We start from the raw sequence: 17591 nt of genomic DNA, 5'->3' as shown, positions 1-17591 counted from the left end.
GCGTCATCGCGCGGAGCCGCAAACGGGAGAGAGGCGCGCGCATGAGAAATGGTGGTCAGGTTCTGGTCGAAAGCCTCGTGGGGCTTGGTGCGCGCAAGGCGTTCGGAGTGCCGGGCGAGAGCTATCTCGCGGTGCTCGACGCGCTTCACGACACGCAGGGCACGCTGGATTTCATGCTGTGTCGGCAGGAAGGCGGGGCGAGCTTCATGGCCGCCGCTTACGGCAAGCTGACCGGGGAGCCCGGCATCTGCATGGTCACGCGCGGCCCCGGGGCCACCAATGCCGCGATCGGGGTGCATACCGCGATGCAGGACTCCGCGCCGATGATCCTGTTCGTGGGGCAGGTCGGCACCGATATGAAGGGCCGCGAGGCGTTTCAGGAGCTCGATTACAAGGCGGTCTTCGGCACGATGGCGAAATGGGCCGTCGAGATCGACCGTGTCGAGCGCATCCCCGAAATCCTCTCGCGCGCCTGGACGATGGCTGTCAGCGGGCGGCCCGGCCCGGTCGTGGTCGCGCTGCCCGAGGATATGCTGACCTCCATGACCGACGCCGCGCCGCTTGGTGCGCCCGTTCGAGTGACCGAACCGCAGCCCGATCCGGCGGCGATGGGCGAACTGCGCGAGATGCTGGCCGGCGCCAAGCGTCCGCTGATCCTCTATGGTGGGTGCAACTGGCGCGGGGACGGCACTTCTCACATTAAGTCCTTCGCGGAAGTTTCTGATATCCCTGTGCTTTCGGTCTTTCGCTATCAGGACCAGTTCGACAATAATTCGCCCGTTTTCTGCGGCGATGCGGGGGTCGGAATGGCCCCGCATGTGAAGCGTTTGATGCGCGAGGCCGACGTGATTCTCGCGATCAATGCGCGCTTTGGCGAGAACACGACCGATGGCTATACGCTGCTGGACGTGCCGCAGCCGGCGCAGCGGCTGATCCATGTTCATGGCTCGGATCTGGAGATCGGCAAGATCTACCGTCCCGAACTCGGCATCCATGCCGGGCCGAACGCCTTCGCCGCCGCTCTTGGCGCGCTGGAACCGGTCAAGGGTGACTGGGCCGACTGGCGGGCCGAGGGCCGCGCGGCCTATGAGGCTGGCTTCGATCTGCCCGATCTGCCCTCGCCGGTCGATATGGGCAAGGTCTGCACCTATCTGCGCGAGCAACTCCCCGAGGACATGATCCTGACCAACGGGGCGGGCAATTTTGCGGTCTGGCCGGGGCGGTTCTTCCGCTTCGGGCCGAACGCCACGCTGCTTGCGCCGCAGTCGGGCGCGATGGGCTACGGGGTGCCGGCGGCCATCGCGGCCAAGGTGGCGCAGCCCGAGAAGACGGTGGTCTGTTTCGCGGGCGACGGCGATTTCCAGATGACCTCGCAGGAACTGGCCACCGCCGCGCAGGCGGGCGCGCAGCCGATCATTCTGATCCTCAATAACGGGATTTACGGCACGATCCGCGCCCATCAGGAGCGCAATTATCCGTCCCGCGTGTCGGGCACTTCGATGGCGGTGAACCCGGATTTCGCGGCGCTGGCGAAGGCCTATGGCTTCCACGGCGAGCGGGTCGAGCGGACGGAGGATTTCGCCGCCGCATTCGAACGTGCGCGGGCGTCCGAGACCGGCGCGGTGCTGGATCTCGTGATCTCGCCCGAGGCGCTCACTCCGCGCCAGTCGCTGTCGGCGATGCGGGCTGCGGCGCTGGAGGCGGGCAAGGGGCGCTGAGTGCCCGTCGCCTCAGAACGTCTCCACCCAGGGGCGCAGCGTGATCTCGCTCGTCCAGGCGCTGCGGTCCTGCTCGATCAGCTGGCGATAGGTCTTCGCGATCGCCGCGGGGCGCAGCATCGAGCCGGGCTTGTCGGGCGCCTCGCTGCGGCCCGGATTGAGGATCATTCCGTCGATATTCACCCAAGCCACATGGATGCCTTGCGGGTGCAATTCGCGCGCCATGCTCTCGGCCAGTCCGCGCTGCGCGAATTTGCCCATCGCGAAAGGGGCCGAGCGCGCGAACCCTTTCACCCCGGCGGAGGCCCCGGTGAACAGGATCGTGCCACGTGTGCCCTCGGCGGGCTCGGCTTCGAGCATCCGCCGCGCGGCGTGCTTGCCGGTCAGAAACGCCCCGATTGCGGTGATTTCGACGGCGGCGCGAACCTCGTCGGCATCGAGTTCCGCCACCGGGCCACGCACGCGTCCCGAGGGGTTGTAGACGACGACGCGCGGCGGCGCGGGCAAGGCGTCGAACAGATCGGCAATCGCCGTCTCGTCGGTCGCATCCAGCTGCACCATGCGCGCGCCGGTCTCCTCGGCCAGCGCCTGCATCTTCTCGGCGCTGCGAGCCGCCAGCGTCAGGTCATAATCGGGCGCAAGCTCCCGCGCCACTGCGGCTGAAAGCCCGTCGCCCACTCCGATAATCACCGCCTGTGCCTTGCTCATGGTCTGTCCTCCTCCAGTTCCCGCGCCCGGCGCGGTTGCCCTACGACATAGCCCGGCGCGACACTGGCCCAAATCGGGGCTGCCCGCGTCGCGGACAGCTTAGCCGAAGAGGATCAGATGCGAGCGCCAGATCACGATCAGGCAGACGATCCCGAAGGTGGCGAACCCGGCCATCGACCAGATCAGCAGCCGCCGCATCAAACCCGGCAGCGGCCCCGCCAGCGAGTCGCGCTTTTGAAACGGGCTGAGCGCGCCCGCCCCAAGCCCGGCTGCGGTGGCCAGAAACAGCGGCACATACAGCGCGTAGCCGACATAGCCGTATTCGGGCTTGAGGATGCAGAACGGGCAATGATGGTTGGGGTTTTCATAGATATAGAGCGAGATCGTGGCGACGATCGCGGTCAGCCCCATCCCGAACATCAGCGCCGAGGCCAACGCGTAAAGCCCGTAGCCGCGCTTGCGGATCAGCGCCGCGACCCCCGCCGCCAGGGCGATCAGCGCGCTGACCCCAAGCAGCCAGAGCGCCTGCGCCTCGCCGACGCCCGCCATCTGGTTCGCGAGATTGGGGTTGTTCGGCGTGAACAGTTTCGAGCAGCACGAGGTGATCACATCGGTCTGCATGTCGAGGAAATAACTCAGCTCGACCGCGCCATCGGCAAGGATCAGCGGCGTGATCGCCAAAAGGGCTGCGTATTTCACGCGGGTCAGCGGGTAGTCCCGTCCCAGCCTGTCGGCCCGGTCGAGGATCAGCCAGATCACGGCGGCGAAGAACACGCCGATCTTGAGATAGAGCGCGGGGAAGCCGTAATCGTTCACGTTGAGCGTGCCGACGGCGCACATCGCGCCGACGAATAGCGACGACATCCGGTCGGCATTGAAGACAAACAGCAAAAGCGCGGCGAGCTCGGCCAGCATGACGGCGGCGAAGAGGGTCGAGACCAGCTCGGTCATCCGCTCCATGCGCAGCTGGCGCGCGCCCATATCCGTCAGGTCCCAGCGGCGCAGCACGGTGACTGCGAAACCGCCCGCCCAGAGCGCGGTCAGCGCGGCCAGACCCGCCACCAGCAAGAGCGCCATGATCGGCGTTTGAAAGATCATGGCTGCGGCTCCTGCTGGGCAGGGGCATCCTCGATCCGCCCGTCGCGCATCGAAACCACCCGGTCGACGCAATCCGCGCCCCAGACGCGGGGGTCGTGGCTCGACATGATGACGGTGCGCCCGCGCGCTTTCTCCTCGGCGACGATCTGCAGGAAGGTCTCGGAAAGCGCGCTGTCGAGATTGGCCGTGGGCTCGTCCGCGATCAGGATCGGCGGATCGTTGATCAGCGCGCGCGCAATCGCTGCGCGCTGCGCCTCGCCGCCCGAGAGCAGCTCGATCCGGGTCTGGGCGCGCGGCCCCAGACCCAGCGCCTCGATCCGGTCCATCGCCCGCGCGCGCAGCTCTCCGAAGGGCTGACCCAGCGGCGCGGCGGGCAGCATCACGTTTTCCAGCACGGTCAGGCCGCGCACGAGGTTGAACCGCTGGAAGATGAAGCCGAACCGCTCGCGGCGCAGTTCGGTCTGGAAGTGCTCGGGCAGGCCCGAGACGACCTCGCCGTCGAGGCTGACACGGCCCGTGGAGGGGCGCGCCATACAGGCCACGACCGACAGGAGCGAGGATTTTCCCGAGCCCGACGGTCCCTTGAGCACGGTGACGGCGCGCCCCTCGATGGTCAGGTCGATCCCGTCCAGCGCGGTCACGGCATTGGGGCGGCCCGCATTATAGGTCTTGGTCACGGATTGCAGAGTGATCATGGGGGCCTCCTCAGCGCATCACGGCATCGGGATCGGCCGAGGCCGTGCGCCAGATCGGCACCACGGTCGCGGCGATATAGGGCAGGGTGGTCAGCAGCGCGAGCGTCAGCAATTGCACCCCGTCCACATGCGGGCTCAGCGGGAAATCGGGATAGATCACCGCCCAGCCCTTCAGGATCGGTGCAAAGAGCGGGGCGCCGAAGAAGAACACATGGGCGAAGCCCGCGACGGTGCCGATCAGGAAAGCCGCGAGCGAGATCAGCCCGCCTTCCCACATCTTCATCGCGATCACGTCGCGCGTATTCCAGCCCACCGCCTTGAGGATGCCGATCTCGCGCGCTTCCTCGGCCGAGAGCCCGCTGGCTTTTTCGGCGGCGAAGATGACGAAGGCGAGGATGCCCGCGAAGGCCAGCGCCGTCAGCAGCCCCTCGCGCCAGTCGAACAGTTTCTGATAGGTGCGCGCGATATCGGCGCGGGTGACGAAGCGCATCTGCGGCAGCGCGTTCGAGCCTTTCTGGACGATTGTGGCGACCTCGTTGGGGTTGCGCACGCGGGCCACGACATCAGTGTAGCGGCCTTCGGGAATGTCGAAGAAGTCGCGGAAATCTGCCTCATTCATCAGCATCAGATCCGAGGTCATCAGCGCGGAGTCGCGGCTGAAGGTCTCGGCGACGTCGAATTTCTTCAGATCGCCCTCGTAGCGCGACAGGAAAACCGGCGCGCCCGCCCATTCGAGGCCGCGTGCGCGGGGGATGCCCTCGCCAATCGCGATCTGACCGGGGTCGGGCATCATCACGGGATCGTCGGGCACCATGACGGTGTAATTCGCGCCATTGATCCGGTCGTAGTAATAACCCCAGAGCCGGGGATGGGCCTCGGTCACACCGCGGATCGCCGCGATCTCGTCCGCGACCGATCCGTCTATCAGATCCTGACGGCCCAGCGTGATCTTCTGCACGGTGATCTCAGGCGCGCCTTCGAGCACGGTCGTGGTCTCGAACCGCAGGCTTGCGGCGAAGAACATCGCCGAGGCGAGCACGAAGACCACCACGGAATAGACCGCGATCAGGGCGATATTCTTGCCTTTGCGGCGGGCGAGAGCGGCGAGGGTGAAATCGGCCAGCGCGCGCTGGCGGCGCAGGAATGGGGTCATTTCGCGGCCTCGGGTTGGAACAGGAGCCAGCCCTTGCCGGGCGTGGCGGGGGGCGGCACGAAGGTGCCGGAGGGGAAGTGGTCGAAGCTGCCCGGGTGGTCCTGAAACGGCGTGTTCAGATCGGCGAGGCTGGGGTTCCGGGTATAGCGCGCCTCGGTAAACAGTGCCGGATCGGTCAGCCCCAGCCGCGCGACCAGTGTGCGCTCTTCGAGCAGACGCCCATCACGATGGGGGCGCGCGAAGACGGGGTAATATAGCTCCACCGCCAGTAGCAGCGTCAGGCAACCGAGCGCCGCAAAAACATAGCTCGAGCGTCGCATCAGAACGGGCCGCCCTGATCGAGCGCGTCGATCAGCTCCGGTGTGACCTCGTCATGGCGCAACAGCTTCTGGCCCTTGTGGTCGCGCATGAAATCCTGCGCATCGACCGCGTTCATCAGCGGCACCAGCTCGTGCCCCATCGGGCCCAGAACGTCCGAACCCACGACATAAAGCGCCTCGCGCGCGTCGATCAGCTTGAGCCCGTAATACTCGGTCACGCCCATGCCGGTGATCTGGTCGGCTTTGCGGCCAAGGGCGTATTTCTCCATGTCGAACATGTATTTGAAGTAGTCCTTGGCACCGTCGAAATGATCGGCATAGCCATCCGCGTAGAGCACCGTGGTGACCCATTCGGGGTATTTGTAGACGAACATGCCGCAGACCGGGCAGGTGTCGCCGGGGCCGGGCGGGGGCAGGTCGAGTGTGGGCGCATCGGCACGCGCAGCACTCAGCCCCGGGCCGAGCGAGAGGGCAGCGGCGAGGCCCGCCGCGCGTTGGAGCATCTGGCGCCGCGTCGGGCGCGACGGGGGGCGTGCGGGCGTGCCCCCGTGATGGCAGGGATGGTTGCACATCGTCTTGCAACTCCTTGAAACGTATTCGGAAAGGACGGGGCCGCGCGGGCCCCGCCTTGAGGCGATCACTGACCGGCGCGGGCGCGGCGCTCGGCGCGGCGTTTGCGAATGTTGATCGTGTCGCGCGCCATATCGGCATAGGCCATGACCAGCGCCTCGTCGAAGCTCGCCAGCTTGCCCCCGTCCTTGGCCGCCGCGTCCGCCTTGGCCGGATCGGCATAGGCGTATTTCGACGTGCCCGTCATCGTGCCGGGCTTTTTCGTGTCGATCACGTAGGTCATGTCATCGACCACCGCGAGCGGCTTGACCTTGGCGGTGGCCCCCGCATCGCCCGCGTAGATCGTCTTCGGACCCGCATCCATGTTCAGCGCGAGGCTGATCGCCGCGCAATGCAGCGAGCAGGTGCCGTCGACCGTGTCGTTGTCATAGACGATCAGGTGGCGCGTCTGGCTGAACATCTGCCGCATCATGCCGCAATAGGGGCAGCGGGGGTATTTCTCGAACTCGTTCTCGAGCGGTGCGGTGTCGGTCTTGAGAAAGCGGGTCAGCCCGTTCTGGTCGGTCCAGTCCATCGGCGACATCGGCATGCCGTCCATCGGTTTCATATCCTCGGCAGCGGCGCTGGTGGCCACCAGTGCGAGGCCGGTCGAAGAGGTCAGAAGAAAGTCGCGTCGTTTCATTGGGAACATCCTGTCATATCGCAACGCACCGCCATCGAGAGACGGGCGCAGTCGCGAGCCATGTATCTGGTTTGCAAAAAGGCACGTCCGGATCGACGTGCAGGGACGCACTTAGACGACAGGAGGGGCGCGGGCGTGCCGGAAACGGGGCGCGCTCTGCACCGGGAGAGAGAGCCGCTCAAGGGACGCATGGAGCGGGGCGATCTCGCGGTCGAGACGTGCCGGGGTGACGATCGTGTCGGGGGCTTCAAACGCGCAGACTGAGGCCGAGCCGCAGACTGCGCATTGGCTGTGGACCTGACCGGTGGGCGCGGTCTGGCCGGGCAGGGGCGCGGCCCCATCCGGCGCGGCGACCGTTTCGCCCTGCGGGGTCATGTAGACGATCCCCTCGCCGGTACAGATCTGCAGCAACCCCATCTGCGCGCCGGGCGCGGCCCGGCCGGTGGCGGCGATGGCGGCCGCGCCCAGATGATCGGTCAGCAGGACAACCTGCAGCAGGATCGCGACGAGCGCGGTCAGCAGCGCCGATTGCGCGCGGCGCAATCCAGCGAAGCGCGGCGCGTGCAGGCGCGGGCCGCGTTCGATCTTGCCGTCAAAGGCTCTGGAGGCGCGTTGGGGTCGGGTCATTACTCAAGCTCGTATCACACGAGGGTGAGCCGAGAATTGATCCGCGTCAAACGCTTGAGGGGTGACTCAGCGTCGCAGTCCTGCGCGCCCAGAGCGCAGGCGGTCGGGCCATGGCCCGGTCTGACCCTATGCCCTCAGGCGACGCGCCGCCAAGGCTGCGCGGGGAAGTGCACTGCCTCGCCGGTCTCGATCGAGCGCTGCACCGGGCCCTTCGGGTTCCGCTGCGATATCTCGACACAGCAACTCGGAAACCTGATGATAGATCGGCAGGCCGGTGCGCTATCAAGTAGGTTGTTTACCTAAGCTAAGTCGAAGAGAAATCGCGAGGGAGAGACGCATGACTGCAGTGCGGATGAGAACGGCTATGTCGCGCCGAACCTTTGGACCGGGGTGGGGCGCGCGGGCTGTCCGCGCGGCGCTGGTGGGCTCACCCGATCAGGTGCTCTCGAAGCTAGAGGACTGCCGCGAGATGGGCATTCGGGCCTTCATCTTGTAGGACTATCCGCATTTCGACACGGTCTCGCTGCCCGAAAACTATGGAACCGCCCGCAACACTGCTCGCAGAAGGGAAACGCCGCTAATGGAAAAGATCGACCTCACATCCGACGTGGCACTCAGCCGGATCGTCTATGGCATGTGGCGGCTCGCCGATGATGCCGACACTTCGCCCGCCCATGTGCGCGCCAAGATCGACGCCTGTCTGGCGCAGGGGATCACCACGTTCGATCATGCCGACATCTATGGCGGCTACACGGCGGAGGGGGTCTTCGGCGCGGCGATGCGCGAGGACCCGTCGCTGCGCGATCAGATGGAGATCGTCACGAAATGCGACATCATCGTCTCGGCGGGCCGTCATGCGCATCGCAAGGTGAAGCATTACGACACCTCGCGCGCGCATATCGAAGCCTCGGTCGAGGCTTCGCTGCGGGAATTGGCCACCGACCGGATCGACCTGCTGCTGATCCACCGCCCCGATCCGCTGATGGACCATCACGAGACAGGGGCCACGCTCGATGATCTGGTCGCCTCGGGCAAGGTGCGCGCGGTGGGCGTATCGAACTTCCGCCCGTGGGATTGGGAGCTGCTGCAATCGGGGATGAAGACGCCGCTGGTGACGAACCAGATCGAAATCAGCCTTGGCTGTCTGCAGCCCTTCACCAACGGCGATCTGGCCTTCCACCAGCGTCAGTCCCAACCCCCGATGGCGTGGTCGCCGCTGGGCGGCGGTGCGCTGATGACGGGCGAGGGCCGGGTGCAGAGCGTTCTCGACGAGATCGCGCAGGCGCAGGGCGTGGATCGCGCAGCCGTCGCAACGGCTTTCCTGCTCGCCCATCCGGCACGGATCATCCCGGTGATGGGGACGAACAATCTCGAGCGGATCGCGAAGCTTTCCGATGCGATGAAGGTGCAGATCGACAGGGAGACGTGGTTCCGCCTCTATGAGGCCGGGCTCGGTCAGCCGGTCCCATGATGAACGCCACCCACTAATTCACCCCGCGCCACCCGGCGCGGGGTTTTCTTTTTCGGGACGGTCGAGCGGTCGCTTAGGCCGACAGCCAGCCCTCGAGCTTGCCGCTGTCGGGCAGGCCGCCCGTGTGGACCAGCTTCCCGTCGACGGAGACACCGGGGGTCGACATCACGCCCGCCATGGCGATGGCGCGGGGATCGGTCACCTTCTCGACCGACACTTTGATGCCGAGCTTCGCGGCCGCTTCCTTGACCATCTCCTCGGTCTTTTCGCAGCGCTTGCAGCCGGGGCCGTAAACCTTGACGTCCTTCATCTCTTTTCTCCTTAGAACAATGCGTTGAACAGGAAGCCGACGGCGAGGATGCCGCTGGCGACGACCCCGATGAACACAGCGATCAGGCGCAGTTTCAGGACCTGACGCAGGATGATCATCTCGGGCATGGAAAGCGCGATCACCGACATCATGAAGGCCAGAACCGTGCCGAGCGCCGCGCCCTTGCCCAGAAGCGCCTCGACGATCGGGATGACCCCGGCGGCGTTGGTGTACATCGGCACGCCCATCAGTACGGCGGCCGGCACCGACCACCACGTGCCCGAGCCCATGATGCGCACCATCAGATCCTGCGGCACATAGCCGTGGATCAGCGCGCCCATGGCGATCCCGACGATGATCCAGATCCAGACCTTGGCGAAGATCTCGCGCACCGCCTCGAGGCCCAGACGATAGCGGTCGGTCATGCTCAGATCGTCGCTCTCGACTGCGCCCGGCGTGGTCGCGCCGGAATGGATGTCGCGCACCCAGTCCTGCAGCCAGCCCTCGACATGGAGCCTGCCGATCACCCAGCCCGCGACGATCGCGATGGCGAGGCCGAAGCCGAGATAGACCAGCGCCACGGGCCAGCCGACGAGGCCGACCAGCAGGATCAGCGCCACTTCGTTGACCATCGGGGCGGCGATCAGGAAGGAGAAGGTGACGCCCAGCGGGATGCCCGCGGAGACGAAGCCGATGAAAAGCGGCACCGCCGAGCAGGAGCAGAACGGGGTCAACACGCCCAGGCCCGCCGCCATCACGTTGCCGACGCCCTCGCGCTTGCCCGACAGAAGCGCGCGGGTCTTTTCCGGGCTGAAGAAGCTACGCACGACCCCCATCGCGAAGACGATCAGGGTGAGCAGCATCATCACTTTCGGCACGTCGTAGAAGAAGAAGGCCAGCGCCTCGCCGGTATGGGTGTCGCGGGCGACCGGCAGCAGCGAGACGATCCATTCGGAGAGGGCCGGGAGTTGATGGTAGACCACCCACCAAGCGACGAGGCCTGCCGCGACGACCACGCTCCATGCCCAGCCGGGCATCCCGCCATGCGGGGTTTCATGCTGTGTCACACTCATGCCGCGGTCCTTTCCGTGTTGGCGCTGGCTTTCATGACCGCGCTCAGGATTTGCTGGATTTCCGGGGAGAGGTCGGGGTTCACCCGATACCGGACCCATTGCGCATCGCGCCGGTCGACCACCAGCCCGGCGGCTTTCAGCACGCCCATATGGCGCGACATGCGCGACTGGGTGGCATCGAGACGCGCCATCAATTCGCAGGCGCAATGCTCGCCCCCGTCATGCAAAAGCTGCATCGCCCCCAGCCGGGTGGGTTCGGCAAGCGCGGAAAGAACAGTCACGATCATCGGTGCCTCCATTTCTACATTCGCATATGCGCATTCGCGCAAATGGAGTCAACGCGCCCGAGGTGGAGCATTCGGTCGCACCCATCCACCGGGGTGCGGGAATCTATCGAAGAGAGTGAGCGCATCACGGGCCTCCGACCTTCACAGGACCGGGGCTAGATTAGCGCTGAGGGGGTGCGTCGCTTCAATGCGCTCGATCAAGTCGGGCGCGATTTTTCTCGATCTCTAGCGAAAGGTCACTGTGTTCGGCCTCAGGATTGGCCCTTCGCGATGTTGCGCTCCATAAGCCGCTGGAACAGCCGGGGCGAGGCGCGGTTGATCCACCACGCGAGCCGCGCGACGCGGCCCACCGGGATCATCGGGCGGCCGCGCTTCAGTCCGGCGAGGATCACCCGTGCGGCAGCCTCGGGCGTCATGTAATCCACCCCGTCCGCAGCCGCACCGGGGCGCGCGATGCCGTCCGATTGCCGCTCGGCCCTGTCGATATTGGTCGCCACGAAGGAGGGTGCCGCGATCTGCACGCGCACGCCGTGAGGGGCCTCCTCCGAACGCAACGATTTGAAGAACCCTTCCAACGCATGTTTCGACGCTGCATAGGCCGTGCGGTGGTAAAGCGGCGAGAACCCCGCGACCGAGGAAATCGCCAGATGCGTGCCGTGGCTTTCCCGCACGGGTTCGAGGAACTGCCGCGCCATCGCGGTCGCCGCGAAATAGTTAATCTCGAAGACCTTGCGATGCGCGGCCTCGGTCAGCTCGGAGAACGGCCCGATCTGGGTGACACCTGCATTGTAGATCACCAGATCGATCCGGGGATAGCGCGCGCGGATATCGGCGCAGGCGCTGGCAAGCTGATCCGCGTCGGTCAGATCGCAGGAGATGGCCTCCTCGTTCGGCTTGGCCGTCAGACTTGAGATATCCCGGTCGAGCAGCACGACCTGCCAGCCCTCGGCGCGCAGCCCCGCCGAGAGCGCCTGCCCAAGCCCCCCGGCGCCGCCCGAGATTACCGCAACCCGCGTGCTCATAGCCCAGCCTCGCGCGCCCAAAGATCGAAGACTTCCGCGCTGGTCAGCTCGGGCGTGTAGCCGAAGACCTCTTTCAGCGCGTCATTGGCCAGCACGGGGCGGTATTGCAGGAAGCGCACCTGCTCGGGCCCGTAGCGGCTCAGCCCCAGCGGATGGGCGAGGGCGAGCGCGGCCTTGATGCCAAGCGCGGGCAGGCGGCGCACCGGTTTGCCCAGACGCCGCGCCAGATCGCTGACGCCCAAAGCGCCGTCGCCCGCCACGTTGAAGATGCCCGGCGGGCCATCGGTCGCGGCGCGGATCAGGATGCGCGCGAGATCGCGGGTCCAGATGAAGACGAAGGGGCTCTCGCAGCCTCTCAGCGCGAGCAGGCGCGGCTTGCGGAAAAGCGCGGTGATCTGGTTGTCGGTGCCCTTGCCCAGAACCGTACCCACCCGCAGCACGACCTGCTCGAGGGCAGGGTGGGTGTCGCGCGCCTCGGCCAGCATCTCCTCGACCTGCCGCTTGTGATCGGCATAGGCGAACTCGGGATTGCCGCGCACAGGGTCGCTTTCGCGCAGCGGCACGGGGTTGTCGGCGTGATAGCCATAGGCCGCGCCCGAGGAGGTCACGACGAGCCGCCGAACCCCGACCGCAAGTGCCGCCTCCAGCACCTTCCGCGTGCCCTCCACATCGACCTTATAGGCTAGCTCGCGCCCCATGCCGGGGCCCGGCGTCACGATGGAGGCGAGATGCACGATCACCTCCGGCCGTTCGCGCGCGATGACCTTGCCGGGGGCATCGGTGGTCACATCCATCGCCACGAAGCGCACGGCTTCGGGCAGGGTCTCGGGGGCCGCCAGATCGGTCGCGATGACCTCATGGCCGCTCTCAGACAGCTCAGTTGTCAGCACGCGACCGATCATGCCGCCTGCACCGGTAATCAGGATCCGGGTCATCGCGCGGCCTCCTTTCGTCTCATGAGTGTCGAGATCGCGAAGCCCGCGATGATGTGCCAGATGCCCCAGAAGGCCGCGACGATCGCCATGCCGCCCAAGCCGCCGAAGAAGGCGAAGATCAGCACGAGGCCGAGGCCGGAATTCTGGATGCCCGTCTCGATGGTGATCGCGCGCCGGTCGAAGGGCGACAGCCGCGCTAGCGTCGCGGTGCCATAGCCGCCCGCGAAGGCCAGTGCGTTGTGCATCACGACCATCCCCGCGATCAACCCGACGAATTGCACGAAATACTGCCAGTTGGCACTCAGCGAGAGCGCCACGAAGGCCACGAAAATTGCCATCGAGATCCATTTCAGCGGATCGCGGATGCGCGTCGTGAGGTCATAGCGGTAATGGTTCAGCGCAATCCCGGCGATCAGCGGCAGCAGAAGCATGACGCCGACGGTGATCGCCACGCTCACCGGGTCGATATGGGTCTCGTGCAGCAGCGCGCGCGTCGGCGCGTAAAGGCTGCCCCAGAACGCGATATTGAGCGGCGTCAGCACGATTGCCGCTACCGTGGCGAAGGCGGTCAGCGAGACCGACAGCGCCGTGTTCCCGCCCGCCCGATGGGTGAAGAAGTTCGAGACATTCCCGCCCGGGCAGGCCGCCACGAGGATCAGCCCCAGCGCAATCGAGGGGCTGGGCTTCAGCGCCAGCACCAGCCCGAAGGTCAGCGCGGGCAGCACCAGAAATTGCGACGTGAACCCCACGATCAGCGCCCAGGGCCTGCGCACCAGCGGGCGAAAATCGCGTGGGGATAGATCGATCGCGACCGAGAACATGACGATGCCGAGGATCGCGTTGAGCAGATGCAGGGCGCCGGGGCTGAAATTGAGCCGAACCGCGTCGAGCCCCGTCATGCCGTGGCCTTCCCGCCGAGCGCCTTGATCCAGCCGGTGACCGCCTTGCGATAGGTCGCCTTGTCCACGTAGTAGGCCATCCGCGCGAGCTTGAGATAGGCCATGCCGCCGGTCGCTCGCTCGAACCCTTCGGCCTTCTTCGCCTGCAGGCGCTTCGCGGCCTCGGCGCCGTCGCGCAGCCCGCGAATGTAGCGCGCCACCATCTCGGCCTGCTCGTGGCGGCCCTGCCAGCCAAGCCCGCTCGCCTCCAGCATTCCCAGCACGAAGAGATCATCGCGTTTGGGATGCATCGCGTTCAGGTACAGATGCGGCGCATCGCCTTGCCAGTTCAGCAGCTCGGGCGCGATGAACGGGTAGTGCAGCTTGTAGCCGGTGGCCGCGAGGATCATGTCATACTCGGCCTGCGTGCCATCCTTGAAATGCACCGTTTTGCCGTCGAGCCGCTCGATATCGGCGCGCACTTTCAGATCGCCGTGGCCTGCGTGGAACAGCACCAGCGAGTTCACGATCGGATGGCTCTCGTAGAGTTTGTAATCGGGCTTGGGAAACCCGTATTTCTGCGGATCGCCCACGAACCATTTCAGCAGCGCGCCGTCGATCTTGCGCTTGAGCCACATCGGCAGCTTGATCGCGCCGCCCAGCGTGTCGGCGGGTTTGCCGAAGACGTATTTCGGCACGAAGTAATAGCCGCGCCGCATCGACAGATCGCAGCTTTTGCCGTGGTGGATCGCATCGACCGCGATGTCGCAGCCGGAATTGCCCGCACCCACGACGAGCACGCGCTTGCCTTTGAATTGCGACGGATCGCGATAGGCCGAGGAATGGATCAGCTCGCCGTCGAACTGGCCGGGGAAGTCCGGCATGTTCGGCTCGGAAAGCGTGCCATTGGCGATCAGCACGCCTGCATAGATCTCGGAATGCTCGCCCTCGCTATCGCGCCAACTGACCCGCCAGCCTTCGCCATCGCCGCCCAGCGGCTCCAGCTTCGTCACCTCCGCACCGAAACGGTAATGGCGGCGAATGTCGAAGTGATCGGCGAAATCGCGGAAATACTGCGCCATCTCGCGGTGGCTCGGATATTCCGCCACCTCCTCGCGCATCGGAAAATCGGTGAATTCCGTCATCCGCTTCGAGGAAATCAGATGCGCGCTTTCATACATCGTCGAATGCGCGCCCTCGATATCCCAGAGCCCGCCCACATCGCTGTGCAGCTCGAAGCCCTGATAGTCCACGCCCTGTTCGCCCAGCACCTTGGCCGCGGCCAGACCCATCGGGCCCGCACCGATCAGGGCGAACGTGCCCCTCGTATTTGTCATGTTGCGTCTCCTCCCAGACATTCTTAAATTGAACCATTGTTCAAAATAAGCAAGCCCCGATCTGATGACGAAAAAGACGACCGAGAAACAAAGGCTTAGGGCGCCGTCGAAGCGCTCTCTCGCGAGTCGTTCACGGATTCTCGATGCGGCGGAAACGGTCTTCGCGCGGGACGGATTCGAGGGCGCGAAAGTGCGCGACATCGCCGCGCTGGCCGAGGTGCCGCTGGGTCTGGTGAACCATCACGGGGGCTCGAAAGAGGCGCTGTTTCGCGAAGTGGTAGAGCGGCGCGCCGAAGAGCTGGCGCGTCTGCGTCTGGAGGCTCTGGCGCAGGCGAAGGGGCAGGGGGCGCTCGATCTGACGGCGATCCTCGGCTGCTTCTTCCGGCCCTATCTGGCGAAGGCGGCGGGCAGCGATCCGCAATGGTTGGCCTATGCGCGGCTTGTGGCGATGGTCTCGGCCGATCCGGCCTGGGCGGATATCTCGACCGATCTGTTCGACCCGACCGCGCAGCGCTTCATGGACGAGATCTGCGCGCTGCATCCCAAGGTCAGCCGGGCGGTCGTGGCCGAAGGGTTCGTCTATTCGGTCGCAGCCCTTCTGGCCTTCCTGACCTCGGAATGGCGGATCGCGGCGCTGGCCTCGCAGTCAGATGCGCAAGCCTCGGTCGAGGGGCTGGTCGCCTTCTGCGCGGCAGGCTGTGCGGCGCGCATCGCGCTCGCCGAGACGTGACCGGATGCTGAGCACAACGACCCTGCTGGTCATCACCGCCGTGTTCTTCTCGGCTTTCCTGCGCGGCATCGCGGGGTTCGGTTTCGCGCTGGCCGCGGTGCCGATCGTCTCACTGATGGTGCCGCCGATCGAGGCTGTGACGCTGGCGGTGCTGCTGCAGGTCGTGGTCGGGTGCCGCGATCTTTTCACCCTGCACGGGCATGTGGACAAACCCTCGCTCGCGCGGCTGTCGCTGGGCGCAGTGCTCGGCACGCCGGTCGGGATATTCGCGCTCACCGCCGTCAGCGCCGATGCCGCGCGGGTGATGATCGCGCTCGCCGTGCTGGCGGGGCTGGCGCTGCTGTTGCGCTACAAGCCTGCGCGCCCGCATCCCCATGGCGGGCTCGCGCTGCTGGCGGGCGTCGCCTCGGGGGCGTTTTCCGGACTGGCCGCGATGCCGGGCCCGCCTGCGGTGGCCTATTATCTCGGCGCGGGCACCACGGCGGTGCAGACGCGGGCCTCGTTGTTGTTGTTCTTCTTCGTGGCCTCGCTGCTGGCCACGCCGGGGCTGATCTGGGCGGGTGCTGTGAATGGCGATGCGCTCTGGCTGACGCTGGTCTCGGTGCCTGCGCTTGCGCTGGGGACATGGGCGGGGACCGCGGCCTTCGCGCGGCTTGACAATACGCAGTATCGCTCTCTCGCCATCGTGGTCATGGCAATTTCGGCGGTGCTGGCAGGCTGGCGGGGGCTGTCGGTCTATCTCTAGGGCCGGGAGCGAGCGCCCCTCTTAGCTGCCGCGGGCGAGGATGAACCACTCGCCGATATTTTCGCGATTGATGAAGCCCACGAAATTCCCGGTCTTGCCGATCACCGCCACCGCGGGAATACGCCCTTTCGCGAACGCGTCGAGCACATCGTCCATCCCGGTTTTCAGCGACACGACGGGCACGTTGTCGAACATGATCTCGGAAACGGCGCGCTGGCGGAATTCGGGGTCGGGCCGGGCCAGCACGCTCTCGCGGGTAACGAAGCCGACGAACTGCCCGTCCGGCGTGAGAACGGGGAATTCCGATTGCGAGCTGTGCAGGATCGCCTGAGCGGCGGTGTCGAGCGTGTCGTCGGGCGTGAGCGACACGAAGGAGGTGATCACCGCGTCCCGCGCGGCCGAACGATGGGCGAGGCCACGCATCGCCGCATCCGAGCTTTCCGCCCCGGCCGCGAAGAAGATGAACGCCGCGATCAGCACGAGGATCGGGTTGCCGCTCGTCAGCCCCCAATAGGCAAAGAGCACGGCGATGACTTGCCCGGTGCGCGCCGCGACCTGCGTGGCTTTCACCCGGTCCATGAAGAGCGCAAGCACGGCGCGAAACACCCGCCCGCCATCCATCGGGAAGGCCGGGATCAGGTTGAACGCCACGAGAAGCGCGTTCACCAGCGCGAGCCGGCCCCAGAAGCTTTGCGCCGGATTGTCGAGCGATTGCAGGTCGCTCAGCCAGCCGCTACCGCCAAGAAAGATCGTCAGGATCAGGAAGATCACCACATTGACCGCAGGGCCCGCCACCGCGATCAGGATTTCCTGCTTGGGGTTTTCCGGAATCCGCTCCAGCCGCGCCAGTCCGCCGATCGGCAGAAGGGTGATGTCGGGGGTGCGCACGCCGAACCGGGCCGCCATCGTCGCATGGCCGAATTCGTGCAGCACGACACAGGCGAAGACCGACAGGATGAAGAGCATGTTCACCAGTGCGGCCTGCGGTCCGTCCGCCGCCCAGGCCGAGGCGGTGATCCAGATGATCAGCAGAACGAAGGTGACATGCACCCTGAGAACCGTGCCGCCGATCTTGCCGATTGAATAGGACCAGCTCATGTCATCCCTCTCTTTCCGCCGTGCGGTTGCCCCGCAACCGGGGCGCGGCACACGGATGTCCGCCGACCTCAATCTGACCCTTCGTTCCGGTCACCACAAGCAAGCAATCCCAATAAGTGACGGAGTTTGAAAAA

General features: G+C 65.9%; 20 protein-coding genes and 1 pseudogene. 5 read left to right on the top strand and 16 right to left on the bottom strand.

Annotated elements, in window-relative coordinates:
• Window positions 1-41 precede the first annotated feature (41 nt).
• Entirely contained in the window at window positions 42-1718 is a 1677-nt protein-coding gene (locus ACZ7GB_RS00585; RefSeq protein WP_472157203.1) for a thiamine pyrophosphate-binding protein, read from the top strand.
• 12 nt (window positions 1719-1730) lie between these two features.
• On the opposite strand, the gene ACZ7GB_RS00580 is transcribed toward ACZ7GB_RS00585, so the two are convergent.
• The 8 genes from ACZ7GB_RS00580 to ACZ7GB_RS00545 all read right to left on the bottom strand — a co-directional run bounded on the left by ACZ7GB_RS00580 (window position 1731) and on the right by ACZ7GB_RS00545 (window position 7571).
• Window positions 1731-2426, bottom strand: a complete 696-nt coding sequence (locus ACZ7GB_RS00580; RefSeq protein WP_472157202.1) for an SDR family NAD(P)-dependent oxidoreductase — start codon at window positions 2424-2426, stop codon at window positions 1731-1733.
• A gap of 99 nt (window positions 2427-2525) precedes the next feature.
• Window positions 2526-3524 (bottom strand): hypothetical protein, encoded by a 999-nt coding sequence (locus ACZ7GB_RS00575; protein ID WP_472157200.1) that lies wholly within the window; start codon window positions 3522-3524, stop codon window positions 2526-2528.
• Window positions 3521-4219: an ABC transporter ATP-binding protein gene (locus tag ACZ7GB_RS00570; RefSeq protein ID WP_347429545.1), complete on the bottom strand. Its 699-nt coding sequence runs from the start codon at window positions 4217-4219 to the stop codon at window positions 3521-3523. Before ACZ7GB_RS00570 ends, ACZ7GB_RS00575 begins: the two co-directional genes overlap by 4 nt.
• 10 nt (window positions 4220-4229) lie before the next feature.
• Window positions 4230-5372 (bottom strand): ABC transporter permease, encoded by a 1143-nt coding sequence (locus ACZ7GB_RS00565; protein ID WP_472157198.1) that lies wholly within the window; start codon window positions 5370-5372, stop codon window positions 4230-4232.
• On the bottom strand, window positions 5369-5692 hold the full coding sequence (locus tag ACZ7GB_RS00560) for a hypothetical protein (RefSeq protein WP_078546958.1): 324 nt from the start codon (window positions 5690-5692) through the stop codon (window positions 5369-5371). The genes ACZ7GB_RS00565 and ACZ7GB_RS00560 overlap by 4 nt, the downstream gene beginning before the upstream one ends.
• Window positions 5692-6195, bottom strand: coding sequence for a nitrous oxide reductase accessory protein NosL (locus tag ACZ7GB_RS00555; protein ID WP_078547326.1), 504 nt, complete (start codon window positions 6193-6195; stop codon window positions 5692-5694). Before ACZ7GB_RS00555 ends, ACZ7GB_RS00560 begins: the two co-directional genes overlap by 1 nt.
• A gap of 134 nt (window positions 6196-6329) precedes the next feature.
• Window positions 6330-6944: a nitrous oxide reductase accessory protein NosL gene (locus tag ACZ7GB_RS00550; protein ID WP_472157196.1), complete on the bottom strand. Its 615-nt coding sequence runs from the start codon at window positions 6942-6944 to the stop codon at window positions 6330-6332.
• Window positions 6945-7055: 111 nt separating this feature from the next.
• On the bottom strand, window positions 7056-7571 hold the full coding sequence (locus ACZ7GB_RS00545) for a DUF2946 family protein (protein WP_472157194.1): 516 nt from the start codon (window positions 7569-7571) through the stop codon (window positions 7056-7058).
• Window positions 7572-7919: 348 nt separating this feature from the next.
• Between ACZ7GB_RS00545 and ACZ7GB_RS00540 the strand changes: the two are divergent.
• Window positions 7920-8152, top strand: a pseudogene (locus tag ACZ7GB_RS00540) (LLM class flavin-dependent oxidoreductase); the annotation flags it as partial.
• Window positions 8152-9042 carry an aldo/keto reductase gene (locus ACZ7GB_RS00535; RefSeq protein WP_472157192.1) on the top strand — a complete coding sequence of 297 codons (891 nt, stop codon included), beginning with the start codon at window positions 8152-8154 and terminating at the stop codon, window positions 9040-9042. The pseudogene ACZ7GB_RS00540 and the gene ACZ7GB_RS00535, both read left to right, overlap by 1 nt.
• Window positions 9043-9115: 73 nt before the next feature.
• On the opposite strand, the gene ACZ7GB_RS00530 is transcribed toward ACZ7GB_RS00535, so the two are convergent.
• The 7 genes from ACZ7GB_RS00530 to ACZ7GB_RS00500 all read right to left on the bottom strand — a co-directional run bounded on the left by ACZ7GB_RS00530 (window position 9116) and on the right by ACZ7GB_RS00500 (window position 14884).
• A complete protein-coding gene (locus ACZ7GB_RS00530; RefSeq protein ID WP_472157191.1) occupies window positions 9116-9352 on the bottom strand; it encodes a thioredoxin family protein in 237 nt (78 codons plus the stop codon).
• Between the two features lie 11 nt (window positions 9353-9363).
• Complete coding sequence (locus ACZ7GB_RS00525) at window positions 9364-10425, bottom strand: permease (RefSeq protein WP_198453270.1); 1062 nt, start codon at window positions 10423-10425, stop codon at window positions 9364-9366.
• A complete protein-coding gene (locus ACZ7GB_RS00520) occupies window positions 10422-10712 on the bottom strand; it encodes an ArsR/SmtB family transcription factor (protein WP_472157190.1) in 291 nt (96 codons plus the stop codon). The genes ACZ7GB_RS00525 and ACZ7GB_RS00520 overlap by 4 nt, the downstream gene beginning before the upstream one ends.
• A gap of 251 nt (window positions 10713-10963) precedes the next feature.
• Window positions 10964-11734 carry an SDR family NAD(P)-dependent oxidoreductase gene (locus ACZ7GB_RS00515; RefSeq protein ID WP_472157188.1) on the bottom strand — a complete coding sequence of 257 codons (771 nt, stop codon included), beginning with the start codon at window positions 11732-11734 and terminating at the stop codon, window positions 10964-10966.
• A complete protein-coding gene (locus ACZ7GB_RS00510) occupies window positions 11731-12669 on the bottom strand; it encodes an SDR family oxidoreductase (protein ID WP_472157187.1) in 939 nt (312 codons plus the stop codon). Before ACZ7GB_RS00510 ends, ACZ7GB_RS00515 begins: the two co-directional genes overlap by 4 nt.
• Entirely contained in the window at window positions 12666-13568 is a 903-nt protein-coding gene (locus tag ACZ7GB_RS00505; RefSeq protein ID WP_472157185.1) for a bile acid:sodium symporter family protein, read from the bottom strand. Before ACZ7GB_RS00505 ends, ACZ7GB_RS00510 begins: the two co-directional genes overlap by 4 nt.
• Window positions 13565-14884 (bottom strand): flavin-containing monooxygenase, encoded by a 1320-nt coding sequence (locus ACZ7GB_RS00500; protein WP_472157183.1) that lies wholly within the window; start codon window positions 14882-14884, stop codon window positions 13565-13567. Before ACZ7GB_RS00500 ends, ACZ7GB_RS00505 begins: the two co-directional genes overlap by 4 nt.
• 64 nt (window positions 14885-14948) lie before the next feature.
• Between ACZ7GB_RS00500 and ACZ7GB_RS00495 the strand changes: the two genes are divergently transcribed.
• Both ACZ7GB_RS00495 and ACZ7GB_RS00490 read left to right on the top strand, forming a co-directional pair.
• Window positions 14949-15614, top strand: coding sequence for a TetR/AcrR family transcriptional regulator (locus ACZ7GB_RS00495; RefSeq protein ID WP_472157181.1), 666 nt, complete (start codon window positions 14949-14951; stop codon window positions 15612-15614).
• Window positions 15615-15618: 4 nt separating this feature from the next.
• Entirely contained in the window at window positions 15619-16359 is a 741-nt protein-coding gene (locus ACZ7GB_RS00490) for a sulfite exporter TauE/SafE family protein (RefSeq protein ID WP_472157179.1), read from the top strand.
• A 21-nt stretch (window positions 16360-16380) separates the two neighbouring features.
• Here the strand turns inward: ACZ7GB_RS00490 and ACZ7GB_RS00485 are convergent, their stop codons facing one another.
• Window positions 16381-17457, bottom strand: a complete 1077-nt coding sequence (locus ACZ7GB_RS00485; RefSeq protein ID WP_472157177.1) for a site-2 protease family protein — start codon at window positions 17455-17457, stop codon at window positions 16381-16383.
• Window positions 17458-17591: the final 134 nt, after the last annotated feature.

This window comes from Thioclava sp. PTB-PU3-1 (genome assembly GCF_055666785.1).
Note: the sequence above shows the minus strand (reverse complement) of the source record. Positions and strands in the feature narration are given on the sequence as shown.